The sequence below is a fragment of the Paenibacillus sp. FSL K6-1230 genome (assembly GCF_038002385.1).
Lineage (GTDB): Bacteria > Bacillota > Bacilli > Paenibacillales > Paenibacillaceae > Paenibacillus > Paenibacillus massiliensis.
The window spans coordinates 5,209,685-5,224,489 of record NZ_JBBOCK010000001.1 but is presented as its reverse complement, the minus strand read 5'-3'; the positions used below and the strand labels follow the sequence as shown (position 1 = coordinate 5,224,489).

Annotated in this window: 12 protein-coding genes; 9 read left to right on the top strand and 3 right to left on the bottom strand. The window is 49.6% G+C overall.

Annotated features, from left to right (window positions below):
• Positions 1 to 18: 18 nt before the first annotated feature.
• Both MKX74_RS23090 and MKX74_RS23085 read left to right on the top strand, forming a co-directional pair.
• Positions 19 to 2,313, top strand: coding sequence for a DUF11 domain-containing protein (locus MKX74_RS23090; protein ID WP_341179965.1), 2,295 nt, complete (start codon positions 19 to 21; stop codon positions 2,311 to 2,313).
• Positions 2,310 to 4,046, top strand: coding sequence for a hypothetical protein (locus MKX74_RS23085; RefSeq protein WP_341179964.1), 1,737 nt, complete (start codon positions 2,310 to 2,312; stop codon positions 4,044 to 4,046). The genes MKX74_RS23090 and MKX74_RS23085 overlap by 4 nt, the downstream gene beginning before the upstream one ends.
• Before the next feature lie 115 nt (positions 4,047 to 4,161).
• On the opposite strand, the gene MKX74_RS23080 is transcribed toward MKX74_RS23085, so the two are convergent.
• Positions 4,162 to 5,601: an aminotransferase-like domain-containing protein gene (locus tag MKX74_RS23080; protein WP_341179963.1), complete on the bottom strand. Its 1,440-nt coding sequence runs from the start codon at positions 5,599 to 5,601 to the stop codon at positions 4,162 to 4,164.
• Between the two features lie 108 nt (positions 5,602 to 5,709).
• Between MKX74_RS23080 and MKX74_RS23075 the strand changes: the two genes are divergently transcribed.
• From MKX74_RS23075 to MKX74_RS23055, 5 genes are all read left to right on the top strand, one after another.
• Positions 5,710 to 6,318, top strand: coding sequence for a LysE/ArgO family amino acid transporter (locus MKX74_RS23075; RefSeq protein WP_018885695.1), 609 nt, complete (start codon positions 5,710 to 5,712; stop codon positions 6,316 to 6,318).
• A 257-nt stretch (positions 6,319 to 6,575) separates the two neighbouring features.
• Positions 6,576 to 7,535 carry a metal ABC transporter solute-binding protein, Zn/Mn family gene (locus MKX74_RS23070; protein WP_018885694.1) on the top strand — a complete coding sequence of 320 codons (960 nt, stop codon included), beginning with the start codon at positions 6,576 to 6,578 and terminating at the stop codon, positions 7,533 to 7,535.
• Position 7,536: 1 nt separating this feature from the next.
• Positions 7,537 to 8,271: a metal ABC transporter ATP-binding protein gene (locus MKX74_RS23065; protein WP_018885693.1), complete on the top strand. Its 735-nt coding sequence runs from the start codon at positions 7,537 to 7,539 to the stop codon at positions 8,269 to 8,271.
• Entirely contained in the window at positions 8,268 to 9,197 is a 930-nt protein-coding gene (locus tag MKX74_RS23060; RefSeq protein WP_445667289.1) for a metal ABC transporter permease, read from the top strand. The genes MKX74_RS23065 and MKX74_RS23060 overlap by 4 nt, the downstream gene beginning before the upstream one ends.
• Positions 9,198 to 9,199: 2 nt before the next feature.
• On the top strand, positions 9,200 to 10,096 hold the full coding sequence (locus MKX74_RS23055; RefSeq protein WP_018885691.1) for a metal ABC transporter permease: 897 nt from the start codon (positions 9,200 to 9,202) through the stop codon (positions 10,094 to 10,096).
• A gap of 355 nt (positions 10,097 to 10,451) precedes the next feature.
• Here the strand turns inward: MKX74_RS23055 and MKX74_RS23050 are convergent, their stop codons facing one another.
• Entirely contained in the window at positions 10,452 to 10,727 is a 276-nt protein-coding gene (locus MKX74_RS23050; protein ID WP_018885690.1) for a hypothetical protein, read from the bottom strand.
• A 218-nt stretch (positions 10,728 to 10,945) separates the two neighbouring features.
• Between MKX74_RS23050 and MKX74_RS23045 the strand changes: the two genes are divergently transcribed.
• Positions 10,946 to 12,406: a lipase family protein gene (locus tag MKX74_RS23045; RefSeq protein ID WP_018885689.1), complete on the top strand. Its 1,461-nt coding sequence runs from the start codon at positions 10,946 to 10,948 to the stop codon at positions 12,404 to 12,406.
• Between the two features lie 95 nt (positions 12,407 to 12,501).
• A complete protein-coding gene (locus MKX74_RS23040; RefSeq protein WP_018885688.1) occupies positions 12,502 to 12,792 on the top strand; it encodes a hypothetical protein in 291 nt (96 codons plus the stop codon).
• Between the two features lie 206 nt (positions 12,793 to 12,998).
• Here the strand turns inward: MKX74_RS23040 and MKX74_RS23035 are convergent, their stop codons facing one another.
• Complete coding sequence (locus MKX74_RS23035; protein WP_341179962.1) at positions 12,999 to 14,759, bottom strand: proline--tRNA ligase; 1,761 nt, start codon at positions 14,757 to 14,759, stop codon at positions 12,999 to 13,001.
• Positions 14,760 to 14,805 lie beyond the last annotated feature (46 nt).

Sequence of the window (14,805 nt, the reverse complement as noted above, 5' to 3'; positions counted from 1 at the left end):
TAGCCGAAGTCTCCGGCTGTGTTGAATAATCAGGCAAGCGTCAGCTTCACATCAGGTGCTTTTTCCGGCACATCGCTGTCCAATACGGTATCAACGCCAGTATCACAGCCGATTATCGCTGTGTCCAAAACAGCAAATGATAACCTTGCTACCGTAGGGGAGACCATTACTTACTCACTCGCAATCAGCAACACCGGGAATTATCCAGCAGCGGTTACGCTTACGGATAATATCCCAGCAGGGACTACTCTTGTTCCGAATAGCGTAATGGTCAACAACTTCCCGGTACCAGGGGCAGACCCATCTGCTGGCATTAACGCAGGGACTGTAGCGCCTGGCGCGACCACGACAGTAATGTTCTCTGTGAACATTCAGACGCTTCCTAGCCCGCAGCAGCTTAGCAATCAGGGTACAGCAGCCTTTACATTCACACTTCCTGACGGGCGGACCTTGAATGGCTCGGCGACATCCAATACAGTAATTATTCCTGTCTCTGCACCGAATCTGTCCACCGTCAAGAGCAGTACTTCTACAGCAGTTGCTGTTGGCGATACCATTACGTATACAACAGCCATTACGAATACCGGTATTGATCCTGTAAGTAATGCGGTATTCACGGACCCGATTCCAACGGGAACGTCATTCATCGCAGGCTCGGTCACTGTGGACGGGGCTCCAAGGACAACAGCCAGCCCGATCAGCGGAGTAACCATCGGCACGATTCCAGCAGGCGCCACGGTCACCGTAGCCTTCAATGTGACTGTCATCTCGCTTCCGTCACCAAGCGTGCTGAACAATCAGTCCTCCGTCACCTTCACTTCAGGAAGCTTCTCGGGTGTGTCGCTGTCTAACATTCTGCCTATTCCGGTCTATCAGCCGATTCTGGCTGGCGTCAAGAGCGCTAGTACGTCCAATGCAACAGTCGGCGACACCGTGTCTTACACAGTCGTTCTGACCAACACGGGGAGCGATGGAGCAGATGTCGTTCTGAGTGACACAATTCCAGCAGGAACTTCATTTGTGCCTAACAGTGTGCTTGTAAATGGAGTATCGGTGCCAGGTGCTGATCCTTCGACAGGCATTCCCGTAGGTTATGTGGAAGACATCGCCACTGTAACGTTCTCAGTCGTGATTAACACGCTGCCAGCCACGCAACAGTTGGTCAACACGGCGTCGGCTACCTATTCCTTCACATTGCCAGATGGACGCACCTTGACGGGCTCCTTAACCACGAATACGGTGACGATTCCGGTGTCCTCTCCGAATGTCGGCGTAGTCAAATCCTCCACGACTGTCGCTGCTGCAGTTGGCGAGTCGATTACGTATAGCATCGCCGTGACGAATAGCGGTCTGGAGACGGTTAACAATGTCGTATTTTCAGATCCGATTCCGACAGGCTCGACCTTCAATGCAGGCAGTGTCACAGTCAATGGTACTTCGTTGCCTTCAGCCAATCCTGCTAATGGAATTCAATTGGGCTCCATTGCACCTGGAGATTCTGTCATCGTCACGTTCAGTGTCAGGGTAACTACGCTGCCAAGTCCAGCACAGCTTAGCAACCGCTCACTCGTCAGCTTCACGTCTGGAGCCTTCTCTGGAGCATCCTTCTCGAATACGTTGGTAACTCCGATTTACCAGCCTGTCATTGGGGTGAACAAGAGCGCTAATACCAGCAATGCCACCGTTGGCGATACCGTTGTGTATTTCCTGAATGTCACCAATACGGGCAACTGGAGCGCACAGGTTACTGTAGTAGATAACATCCCTGTTGGAGCGGTATTTGTGCCGAATAGTGTCTTGATTGATGGGGTACCCGTGCCCGGTGCCGATCCGACTACAGGTATTCCAGTAGGTAACGTTCCGCCTGGCGAGACAGTCAATATTCGGGTGTCATTGCAGGTGACTGTAGATGCTCTGCCTTCACCGCAGCAGCTCGTTAATCAGGCGACGGGCAATTATTCCTTCACCTTGCCAGATGGAGTGACACGTACGGGTAGCGTCTTGTCTAACCAGCTTGTCATTCCAGTATCCTCGCCGGATGTATCCGTTGTGAAGAGTACCAATGCGGTAGACGCTGTAGTAGGAGATGTGGTTACGTACACAGTAGTCATTACTAATAATGGTCTGTCGCCGGTGAACAATGTTGTCATGGTTGACCCTGTACCCGTCGGTACCATCTTCGTAACAGGTAGTGTGACTGTAGATGGAACGGCAAGACCAACAGCGAATCCAAATGTAGGTGTACCGATTGGCACGATTGCTTCCGGCGATTCCGTAACTGTGACCTTCCAGGTAAGGGTTGTTGAAATATGAATACCGAGTCGCAAGGAAAGCTGAATCACCACTCACCATCGCATACGAGGCTGCTGAATCAATCCTTTGTCTCTTTCCACTCCGGTCATGCAGAGCAGACGACTTATTCGAATACCGTCATTACGCCGTTGATCGGACCCAAGCTGTCACTCGTGAAGCATGCAGAGCCGCGATGTGCAGCGTTGGATGAAGTGATCACCTACCGGTTGGAGCTGAGCAACACAGGCAATCGGTCGGCAGAGGTGACATTGTATGATGAAACTCCAAAAGGAACAGCATTTGTGGTGAACAGCCTGCTTGTGAATGGCGTACCGCTGCCGGGGATCAAACCCGGCAGTGGTATTCCTTTAGGGAGGGTAGAGGCGGGTGCCTGTACTCATGTTACCTTTCAGGCCATGGTCGTCATGATACCCCCAGACATGGAGATCATCAATCAGGCCCATGCATGCTATGAATTTCAGACGCAGGATGGGCGGCTAATCACGGATACGATCTATTCTAATGAAGAAAGAGTGAAGGTCGAAGGTGTTCGCTTTTTCGCTCATCTGTCGGCAAATACCGTGCATTCCTTTATTGGGGATATTGTTACTTTTACTGTAGCCATCGCTAATTTGGGGAATTGCCGAATGGAGCACACCATACTGTGGCCTCTCATTCCGCCAGAAGGAGAACTAGTGCCCGGCAGCGTGACGATCGACGATGTATACATTCCATCATCAGATCCGTGGCAGGGGATCACCGTGGGAGAGATATTGCCGGGAAGCTTCGTCAGGGTCGTATTTCGTATGGAAATGGTTGCGATTCCTGAATCACATCAGCTCGCGGTACAGGCATTGGTCCGAAGCGAGGTTAAGGAAGTACCCTATGAGGAGATGACGAACACGGTGACCATTGCTGTCGTTCGCCCGGAGGTGACACTGCGCAAACAGGTTAATATGACGGAGGCGACCAGAGGGGATACGCTGCGCTATGAAATCACGGCATATAATACCAGTGACTTGGCTATAGATGGTGTGCTGCGTGATTGCCTGCCGAGGGGGGCTCTGTTTCTTTGGGATAGTATTACGATAGATGGCCAGGCCATGAAAGGTGTTCAGCTGTCCGAAGGGATTAATCTGGGTACGATACGGGCGCATACGGAAAAGGTTGTGTCCTTTGCTGTCACAGTCCCGGCTTCGGCTCTGGAGAGTTCAGAGGACCACGGGGCAGAGCCATTGGAACGGAGGAACGAGTGGCTGAATCAGGCGAGTCTGTATTATATCTACCGTATGCCAGACGGGAGAAGCGTACGCGAGACAACCTTATCCAATACAGTATGTACTTCGCTGTATGCTCCAATCATTTGTCTTGAGATAAAGGCTACTCCAGCTACAGTTGAGGTAGGCGAACGGGTGATTTTTCAGATCGTGCTGAGCAATAGAGGTAACCTTCAGGCTGATGTTCGTTTGGCTGAATTATTTCCTTCTCAGACTCACCCCATCATGAGCAGTGTTGTAGTCGAAGGTCGAAGTAACGCACAAGTTGTACCTTCAGGGCTCCTTCCACTTGGAAATGTATTGCCTGGCCAGCAGGTCTGTATTCGCTATGAGGCAAGGGTAGACGAGATGAAGGAAGGCTCATACATGCAAGGCTACGTGCTCGCACTGTATAGCTACACATTGAATGACACGGAATATCACGACAGAGTTCGCTCCAATGGATACAAGATATTAGTAGATGATCAGTATGAATAAGCTTGAATTAAGTAGATCAAGACAGGATATTCCACGACGGAATCAATGTTGAGGTCACCAGCGTAAGACTCCAATCTCCTGCCATTATTGCGGAGTTGGAGTCTTCTTGACGTTTCTAATTCTGTGTCACAGCTTCTCTTTCCACCACCTGCTGAAGAATGCTCAGTCCACGCAGTAATTGCTCGGGACTCGCATAGGCGTAGGAGAGGCGAATATGATACATATCCTTCGGATCGTAGATATAACCGGGATTAATCAGGACACCTTGCTTAATCAGCTTGCTGAACAGATTCTTCTGCACCAGAGGCTTGTTCAGGCGGAGCCAGATATAGAAGCCACCTTCGGATGGTCTCCATGTAGCTAAGTGGCTGAAATGACGCTGGAGGGCATCTTCTACAAGCGCAGAACGTTGCTGCAACTGCTGCTTCAAGTCTGAAAGATGTGCTTCATACATACCTGATTCCAGCCAATATCGTACAATATGCTGCGAGAAAGCACTGGAGCCATAATCCGTCTGCATCTTGATATCAGCCAGCCGGTCAATGACAGGCTCTGGCCCAACGACCCATCCAATCCTTAGTCCTGGACTCAGGGTCTTGGATACACTTCCAAGGTAGAGCACTTGCCCCGAGGTATCCAGCGCTTTCAGAGGGGGCGGCGCAGCTGTGAATACAAGCTCACCATACACATCATCCTCAATGACTGGAATTTGCTTAGCGGTACAAGCCTCCAACAGTGACAGTCTGTCCTCCCTGTTCATAATGCTGCCCGATGGATTACGGAGCGTGGGAATGGTGTAGAGGAGGGACTGCTTTTGGCGTGGATAAGCATGCAAGACCTCTGTCAGCGGCTTGTCCTGTGCAAGAGGAATCATCCTCATGCCTGCTGAGCGGAAGGGATGAACGGAATTTAGATAACTGGGTACCTCATGAAACACATGAGATCCGGGCTCCAGCATGCCCAAAGAGATGAGCTGTAACGCCTGCAGGGAACCAGATACGATCAGGATGCCCTCGGGCGAAGCATGAATATCTTTACGCGCTAAATGTGTGCTCAGTACCCTTCTCAGTGCCAGACTGCCTTTTGGCTCAGAGTATCCGATATCCTTGGCCGTTAATGTCAGTTGCTGTATGGACTCCTTCAAGGCTGCCAATGGCAGCAAGTCAGGAGCGAGCTCTCCCGTTCCTAGACGAATGATATCATTACGCTGCTCGTATTCATTGATGAGCTGGACTGTCAGCATATTCGGCTCGTGCATACTGGACGTGATGTACTGCTGCCAGTCCAGGTGACGGGCCCGTGCAAGCATAGTCCAGCTATTATTAATGACATAGGTGCCATCACCTAATCTTGTCTCCAGAATCCCATCCGCAACGAGCTCCTCCACCACATGGATAATTGTACTGCGATTGACTTCAAGAGCTTCGGCCAGCTTGCGCTGTGGCGGGAGCTTGGTATGAATCGGCCATTGTCCTTGACTTATGCGCTCCTTCATCCAGCTGAGAATCTGCTGATGCAAAGAGAGGTGGGAGCCACGCTGTGGTTTCCAATCCATGCGGTATACTCCTTTTTGGTCAATTGGTTGGTTCGTATGTCATCCAATTGGTTGTTTTCAATTTTTATAACACATTTATAATGAGTTGAACAGAAGGGAGCGAATATCGTGGAAGCATGGATACATGGAAGTATACTTGCGCTTGGGTTGATTCTGCCCTTGGGCGTGCAAAATATGTTCATATTCTCACAGGGGGCCACTCAGCGAACCTTGGGACAAGCTATGCCAGCTTCGATCACCGCATCCATCTGTGACACCATCCTGATCCTGCTGGCTGTCTTGGGCTTATCCGTATTCGTGAATGCGATCGATTGGTTACGTACAGTGCTCATGGCACTCGGCGTCTTATTCCTGGGGTATATGGGCTATGTCATGTGGCGATCCAAGAGCCGGGTGAAGGAGCAGCATGTAGTCCCACTGTCAATGAGACAGCAGATAATCTTTGCTGTATCCGTCTCATTATTGAACCCGCATGCGATTCTGGATACAGTAGGTGTCATTGGTACCAGCTCATTACGTTATGATCATACGGAGCTTATCTTGTTCACTACTGCTTGCATTCTGGTTTCCTGGATATGGTTCTTCATCCTGGCTATAGCGGGACGCTTACTGAAGCGGCTGGATGGATCAGGGAAGCTGTTAGTCGTCATGAACAAAGGCTCGGCAATATTCATCTGGTCGATGGCGTTATGGCTGCTGTTGGATCTGATTCGCTGAATTTCGAAAATTAGATGAACAAAATCATATTTAGGCTCATACACTGGCTAAAAGCATAGGTATGGGCTTTTTTTCTATCAAAAAGTTGCGTCTGGTAAAAAAAATTAGTCTTAAGAAAGAAAAACGTTGACATTTTGGTTGATAGAAAGTAATTTAAACGTATAAAAAATATTTTCCCTAAGGAAAAATTATTTACAAAAATAGTAATTATTAAGCTAGCAGCATAAATACTAAGATGAGAGTGGAGGAAGCGAGAGATGAGAATTAACAGATGGAAGAACAAAAGGCGTATGATTACAGGACTTATACTAGCCATGTCATTGGCCATCTCAGCCTGCTCCAATGGCCAAACCCAAGATAACGCAGTGGATGGAGACAAGATTCAAGTCGTGACAACCATTGCCCAGATTGCCGAGCCTATGTCCGTCATTGGTGGAGATCGTGTTGTGGTGGATAGTCTCATGGGGCCAGGAGTAGATCCACACTTGTACAATGCTACCCAGGGGGATATAGCCAAGCTGGAGAGCAGTGATATCGTGCTGTACAGTGGACTTCATCTGGAGGCGAATATGGTACGGGTCTTTGAGGAGATCGGCAAGAACAAGCCCGTATTAGCCTTAAGCGATAGCATCCCGGACGATCAGCGTCTGAAGGACGAGACGGGAGCTACAGATCCGCATGTCTGGTTCGATATTGACTTGTGGAAGCAAGCACTTGAGGCAGGAACTGAGGAGCTTAAGCAATATGCTCCAGAGGATGCGGACTATTTTGAAGCGAACAAGGTCAAGTATTTTGCAGAGCTGGATGCCTTGAAGGTCGAAGCGTCCGAGAAGCTGGGACAGATTCCAGCAGAGAAGCGTGTCTTGGTGACGGCGCATGATGCCTTTGGTTATTTCGGACGGATGCATGACATGCAGGTCGTCGGTCTGCAGGGGTTGAGTACGGAGGCCGAGATCGGATTATCCGATATTGAGAACACTATTCGAATTCTGATGGAGCATCAGGTTCCGGCTGTATTCGTAGAGAGCAGCATCAATCCTTCATCCATCAATGCGGTCATTGAAGGGGCTCAGAAGGAGGGTCTTCAGGTGCGTGAAGGTGGGAACCTCTATTCTGATGCGATGGGCGATGCAGGCACAGAGGAAGGCACATACATCGGAATGTACCGTCACAATGTAGATACGATCTATACTGCATTAAGTAAAGGAAGTGAGTAGCATGTCCGTACTACAGGTGGAGAATCTATCCGCAGCCTACCGCAGGAACAAGGTGTTGGACCAAGTTAACTTTCAGGTAGAGCCAGGGACGCTGACCAGTATTATCGGGCCCAATGGCGCCGGGAAATCAACACTGCTCAAGGTCATGCTAGAGCTGCATCCCCGCTTGGCCGGTAACGTATCGTATTTTGACGCTTCATATACTCAGTCCAAAGCTCGGATCGGTTATGTGCCCCAGCGGGGTTCGGTGGATTGGGATTTTCCAACCCATGCGCTGGATGTCGTTACGATGGGCCTGTACGGCAAGATCGGCTGGCTGAAGTGGCCTCGGAAATCGCATAAAGAACGAGCTATGACAGCTCTTGAGCAAATGGGAATGGGGGATTATGCTTCCCGTCAGATTAGCCAGCTCTCCGGAGGGCAGCAACAGCGCGTGTTTTTGGCGAGAGCCTTGGTGCAGGATGCAGACCTGTATTTTCTGGATGAGCCGTTGGCCGGTGTGGATGCCGCGACTGAACGGGCCATTATGGCGACACTGAACATGCTGAAGAGCCAAGGCAAGACGGTGCTGGTCGTCCATCATGATCTACAGACGGTAGAGGATTACTTCGATCATGTATTGCTGCTGAACCGGACAGTTATCGCTCATGGTCCGACGGAGACCACCTTTACCCAGGAAAATATCTACCAGACCTATGGCGGAGTCATCCGCTGGATGGGAGAGCGATCCGGATGATGCTACAGCTATCTTCTAACGCACAGTGGGTGCTGCTAAGCACATTAATTCTGGGTACTGCGGCGGGTTTGCTCGGATGCTTTGCTTATTGGAAGCGACAAAGCCTTCTGAGTGATACGCTGTCCCATGCAGCTCTACCAGGTGTGGTCAGCGCATTTGCCCTTGCTGGAACGAAGAACCTGCCCATTATGATGCTCGGAGCGACCATCAGTGCCTTACTCGGAGCGTTGCTGGTGCACTGGATTCGATCGTCCAGCCGTGTCAAAGAGGATGCGGCTATGGGAATTGTGCTATCCGTGTTCTTCGGACTAGGCATCATGCTAATGACGATCGTCAGCCGGACAGCCGGGGCTAGTCAGAGCGGTCTGGATAGCTTCATCTTCGGGCAGGCCGCTGCGATGGTACGCAAGGATGTGCTGATCATGTCAGGACTTGCGCTGCTGGTGCTGCTGATCGTATTCATTGGCTTCAAGGAATGGAAGCTGTTCCTGTTCGATCCGGACTTTGCGAAGGGTTTAGGATTGTCCAGCCGCTGGATGAATATTCTGTATGTGGGGGCTATGGTGCTGGTGATTGTCGTTGGCATTCAGGCTGTGGGCGTAATTCTCATGGCTGCACTTCTGATCATTCCTGCGGTGAGTGCTCGGTACTGGACCCAATCCTTCAAATGGATGCTTGTCTTGTCCGCACTATTCGGTGGAGGCTCAGGCATGCTGGGAACCCTGATTAGTACCTTTGGGAATGGATGGCCTACCGGGCCTTTCATCGTCATATCTGCTTCGTGCATTTTCGTGATATCCTTGGCCTTCGGTATTCGTAAAGGATTATTGGTGCTGTGGATACAACAACGTATACAGCAGCGGTTACAGAGCAGGGAATACAGTAGAGTGCAGCACCGCCAGAGCCTCGCAGAGAAGGGGGAATAAAGATGAGCTACGCAGGCTGGATTTTATTAACGTCATCCCTGGTCGGCCTATCCTGTGGAATCATTGGCACCCTCTTGATATTACGGAGAATGGCGATGATGGCGGATGCCATCAGCCATACTGTACTGCTCGGAATTGTGGTCGCCTATATGGTCACACGTGAGCTAAGTGGTGTGCATATGCTCATAGGTGCGGTGATTGCGGGCTTGCTGACATCGGTGTTGGTGCAGTGGTTTCACTCGCGAGGGGTACAGCAGGAGGCATCGATTGGCGTCGTGTTCACAACTCTTTTTGCGATCGGGGTCGTTCTGATTGCCACACAGGTCGGGAATGCCCATTTGGACATCAAGCATGCGCTGATGGGGGAGATCACGTTCATCCCTTGGGAAAAGACAACCGTGCCTTGGCTGGGAGAGATTCCAGAGGCGGTGCTTCTGCTGACTATTGTGCTGTGTATCGTTGTTGTCGTGATCTTGGCCTTCTATAAGGAATGGAAGATTACTTCGTTCGATCCTGCACTGGCTGCTAGTCTGGGGATTCCTGTCGTGCTGATGCACTATGTATTCATGTCCCTTGTCTCGGTTACGACCGTAGCAGCCTTTGATGCCGTTGGAGCTATTATGGTCGTCGCCATGCTGATTACCCCCGCTGCAGCTGCCTATCTGTGGACCGATCGCTTATCTATTATGTTCGTGTTGAGTGGGGCTTTCGGGGTGATCTCAGCTGTACTGGGGTATTATGTGGCAACCTGGCTGGATACGTCGATCTCAGGTACGATGGCTTTTGCGACAGGAATTGTATTCATGGTTAGTTTTTTATGCTCACCAACCCATGGCCTGCTGTCTAGATTCATTCGTCCTGCTACTTCTACCTCGAAGGAGCAGCATGTCGCTGGTTAAATAGGTTCAGCCTCGTTAATTTGATTCGTCATCCTGATTCGTTATATTGATTTTTTAATGATTTTTTTATGAAAATAATGAAAGCAGGGATATCGTATCCCTGCTTTTTTTTGGGTCTGTCGGCTTAAGGTTCAGCCAATGTACATTTATGAACACTTATTAGTAATTTTGGAATGGTGACCATGAGGAATATGAGGTCAATCCGGACTATTGTATTCAGTCTTTAGTGGGAGGTTTGGCTTGCTCAGTGAGGCAAACTGAGACCTTTTTCGCATTTTTCATGCGCTTCATACCCTCTTACCTGAAGTTATATTATAATAATTCTACTTCCTTAGACTGGAAATTAAGTAAGTGCCTAATTGACAGACGTATCTTCAGGCAGACGGCTGTCTATGAACCATTCTGGTCCAGTCACATTGACAATCTCATGTTGCATGAAGCTGTACGAGATGGTAATGCTCTCTTCCTCGTGGCCCGTGACATATCCATAAAGGAACACTCTTGAGCGATTCGCAGAATCCTCAATCTCGTAACTATTCATTACAAAATCGGCGTCGTAGTGCTGTTTGATATGCTGTACTCCAGCTGCGAGGGCCTGATCTAAGATTTGTTGTTCTTCTTGCTTTGACATGTGGGAACATCCTCCTAACAAGCTTGCCATGATGATAAATGATAGGGTGACCAAAGTAATTCGTTTCAAGTAGATTCTCCTTTGCCAGCATGTTGCGTCCAAGACTTGAAAAGATGAGGCGTGCATTAAGGACTATGCAGAATACTACTTTTTTGGAAAGCACCTCTTGTTTGAAACTTTATAATATATCTTCTAAATAGACAAGGCGGGATACATACATGACTTTCATTGATGACAAAACATATTGGACTATATCAGATAGCGTCTATGATCGCTCGCTTGCTCCTGGACAGAAGCAGGAGAATCCGCCGGGCTGGAAAGTAGTGAGGCCAGAAGGGGCATTGCTTCACGATACAGAGGGCTCAGGCTTCGACGCTGAGGTGTTTCATAATGAGAAGACGAATCAGATAATCATCGGCTACCGGGGAACAGAACCACCCGATCGTCCCTTGCTTAGCATGCTTGTGGACTATGAGACCGACCTTAATGATGTGGTATTCGGTCGAGTCAAGAACCTAGAGGGTCTGAATAAGTATGTGGAGGAGAATCCAGAGGAAATCAAAAAACTGCCCCTAACGATGCAAGAGCATATCAGACAATATGACGCTCAGTACGAACATAATAATCAGTTCAAGCAGGCTATGGATCTATACGATGTTGTCCAGCAGCAGTACCCAAAGTCTGAAATATCAACGACAGGGCACTCTTTAGGAGGTGCTTTAGCTGAATATGTGGCTGTGCGAAACAGTATATCCTCTGCGAGCTACAATGCTCCTGGAATTGTTCATTTACTGCCTGAGGATCTGCAGAGGAGGTCGAAGGCCGGAGAATTTAATAAAACCAATGTAGCCTACGTGCATCCAGCGGATGGTATTGGTTCAGGTGTTGGAGATCCTCAGCCACATGTAGGTGCTACCTACTATACTGACTTCACCTTTGAAGAAGCCAACCAGGTGGACCATCCCCTTGCCAATTCGCTCAAGAATCCCTCTTTGCGTGATCAGCAAATTGCCAGTCTAATATTGGGGCCAGAGAATGCGCATAAGGCGTTTGATCCAGAGAATCTGCCCAAGGTTCGTCAGGGACCCTTAAAAAAATTCTTGTCTTCCATTATTGGAGAAGATGCGCCTCATAAAATGGACAACTTCACATTTGAACGAGGTACAGGCGACATTAGCAACAAGCTGTTCACGATGGATGGGCAGCCTGTGAATGGTAATCCACGTAGGCAGGCTTATGAGGACAGGATAGCTGCAAGAGCAGTGTTCCAGGAAGCTGTAGGGGATCTTCTGGGGCGATATGGGCCACAGGCCGGAGCAGGTGGACAATTGGCAGCAGCAGGCCTGGCTGCGCATCTGCACGGAAATCTGGCAGCTCAAGCAGGAGCGTATTTCATTGGACGAAAAGATGGCGGGACCATTCAACTAACACCGGAGGAGCTGCGCCATGCAGCCAAGCAGATGCGGGGAAGCCTGGACGGGTTCGCGAATGATACACAAGCGTCCATCCAGCTATTTCAGGCCCAGATCGGCACAAGCGAGAGTCAGTCTCTGACGCCAATCGCCTATAATGCTACAGCGACACTGCAGCGTATCAATCGTTGGTATCAGGAGTCCATCCTAGAGATTGCAGAGTACATTGACCGTAAGGGTGAGGAGTTTATTGCTATTGACCAGTGAGTCTGGCTGTAAGGAAACCATGAGCAGCTTGATGAATTTAACAGCGAGTCTTGGGTGACAAAATGTTGAAGCAGCATGTACAGGGGGCATAAGACATGAGCAGAATATCCGTATCTTTATCCGATCTTAGAAGAGCAGTCCAGCAGTGTGAACAATTAAGGCAGAGATTGCAGCAGCAGGAGCAGCAGATGCGGAGTATCTACACCCGTTTACAGGAATGGAGAGGGGAATCGGCACTTGAGCTGTCCCGTAAAATGGAGGCATTCGTACAGGGAGCATCCGCCCGAATGCAGGAGCTAGAGTCTCATAAGGCGGAGCTTGAGAGCTATATACGCAAGATGGAAGCGGCGGATCGCGAGGAAAGAAGACAGCGTCAGGCGCAATAAGCTACCTTCAGGCATGTCTCTTGTAAGAGGCGCGTTGAAGGATTATGAGATGCAGAAATTGGATATAGATGATGTAGAAAGCGGCAATCTCCAGAGATGAAGATTAGCCGCTTTCTGCTTGTTGACCCGATTTTTGCACGCAAACCTACTATTTATACAACGAGAATGATATAACAAGCTCCAGTGACGATTATCATTTTATCTATTTATATCGAAAGAAGTGCTCTGACTGTCGTTTCGATCTCCTTAACCTCGACATGAGCCGCTTCCACCTGTGTTCGTCTCTTTATCTCCACAATGCCTTCCCCTGCTCGTTTGCCAACTGTGATGCGGACGGGAATTCCGATGAGATCGGCATCTTTAAATTTGACGCCCGGGCGTTCGTCTCTGTCGTCCAATAGAACCTCCAGGCCCTGCTGTTGTAGCTGCTGGTACAATTCAGCGGCTAGCTCCTGCTGTGCATGATCAGCGCTAGAGACAGGGATAATGTGCACCTGAAAAGGAGCGATGCTCACGGGCCAGATGATACCATGCTCATCATGGCTTTGCTCTACTACAGCGGACAAAATTCGTGAGACGCCAATGCCGTAGCATCCCATGATAAATGGTTGTTCTTTCCCTGTTGTATCCAGATAGCGGGCCCCGAGTTGTTCGCTGTATTTGGTTCCTAGCTTGAAGACGTGTCCGATCTCAATTCCTTTATCAAATTCAAGAGCTTTCCCGCAATGTGGGCATCGATCTCCTTCGTGAACATTACGCAGATCATGCACGCGATCAAGAGCAAAGTCTCGCCCAGGCACTACATGAGCATAGTGATAATCCACGGTATTAGCCCCGGCTATGGCTTGACTCAACAAGGCGACCTCATGGTCTACAAGCAAGGGGAGATTCAGTCCCACAGGGCCAGAAAATCCGATGGGTATCCCAGTTGTGGCATTCAGCTGAGTGTGCTCAGCCAGCTCCAGCTCATGGCAATTCAGTACACTTTTCAACTTCAGCTCATTCACTTCATGATCGCCACGGATCAGCACAGCTATGTATTGCTGGTCAGCTTTGTAAATTAACGTTTTGATGATTAGCTGAGGAGCTACACCTGTGAATGCTGTCAATTCAGCAATTGACTTGATACCTGGGGTATGAATGCGCGCTATGGCCTCCACCTGATTAGCTGTCGGATTACTTGCAGGCTCGTCAGAAGCAACATGGATGGATTCTCCCAACCCTTCCGGCCTTTCCGCTTGTTGGCTGCTTGCAGTGGCCTTCTCCAGATTGGCTGCATAGTCACAGGAGGAGCAGGACACAATCGTATCTTCCCCGATCTTGGCGAGCGCCATGAATTCATGAGTCTCGTCCTCGCCACCAATCGTACCGGCATCCGCTTCGACGGCTCGGAAGTTCAAGCCAAGCCGTTCGAAAATGTGAGTATACGCCTTATACATCCTCCAATAGGATTCATTAAGACTCTCCCAATCAGCGTCAAAGGAGTAAGCATCCTTCATCATGAATTCCCGGCCCCGCATGAGTCCAAAGCGTGGTCTGCGCTCATCACGGAATTTGGTCTGAATCTGATACAGGATGACAGGTAATTTACGATAGGAGGATATTTCGTCCGCGGCCAGGACGGTCACGACTTCTTCGTGTGTAGGTCCGAGTGCAAATTCACGCTGATGACGATCCTGAAGCCGCATAAGCTCCGGTCCATAATCTCCATATCTACCAGAGCTGTGCCACAGCTCCGCAGGCTGCAGGGCCGGCATTAGAATCTCCTGAGCTCCTGCTGCATCCATTTCCTGTCTGATAATCTGAGCGACCTTATGTAGCACCCTGAGCCCAAGGGGCAGATAGGTGTATATTCCTGCTGCGACTTGTCTGATCAATCCAGCTCGTACAAGGAGCTGATGACTCATAACCTCGGCTTCAGTCGGAGCTTCTCTAAGAGTAGGAATAAGAAGATGCTGCTGGCGCAAAACGGATCACTCCTCGGATAGTTATGTATTCGTTTCGTCAATTGGA

Bases quoted from the DNA above. Each gene is read 5' to 3' on its own strand.
- MKX74_RS23045 (WP_018885689.1), top strand. From the start codon at position 10,946: ATGACTTTCATTGATGACAAAACATATTGGACTATATCAGATAGCGTC.
- MKX74_RS23080 (WP_341179963.1), bottom strand. From the start codon at position 5,601: ATGGATTGGAAACCACAGCGTGGCTCCCACCTCTCTTTGCATCAGCAG.
- MKX74_RS23060 (WP_445667289.1), top strand. From the start codon at position 8,268: ATGATGCTACAGCTATCTTCTAACGCACAGTGGGTGCTGCTAAGCACA.
- MKX74_RS23050 (WP_018885690.1), bottom strand. From the start codon at position 10,727: ATGTCAAAGCAAGAAGAACAACAAATCTTAGATCAGGCCCTCGCAGCT.
- MKX74_RS23040 (WP_018885688.1), top strand. From the start codon at position 12,502: ATGAGCAGAATATCCGTATCTTTATCCGATCTTAGAAGAGCAGTCCAG.
- MKX74_RS23055 (WP_018885691.1), top strand. From the start codon at position 9,200: ATGAGCTACGCAGGCTGGATTTTATTAACGTCATCCCTGGTCGGCCTA.
- MKX74_RS23065 (WP_018885693.1), top strand. From the start codon at position 7,537: ATGTCCGTACTACAGGTGGAGAATCTATCCGCAGCCTACCGCAGGAAC.
- MKX74_RS23070 (WP_018885694.1), top strand. From the start codon at position 6,576: ATGAGAATTAACAGATGGAAGAACAAAAGGCGTATGATTACAGGACTT.
- MKX74_RS23085 (WP_341179964.1), top strand. From the start codon at position 2,310: ATGAATACCGAGTCGCAAGGAAAGCTGAATCACCACTCACCATCGCAT.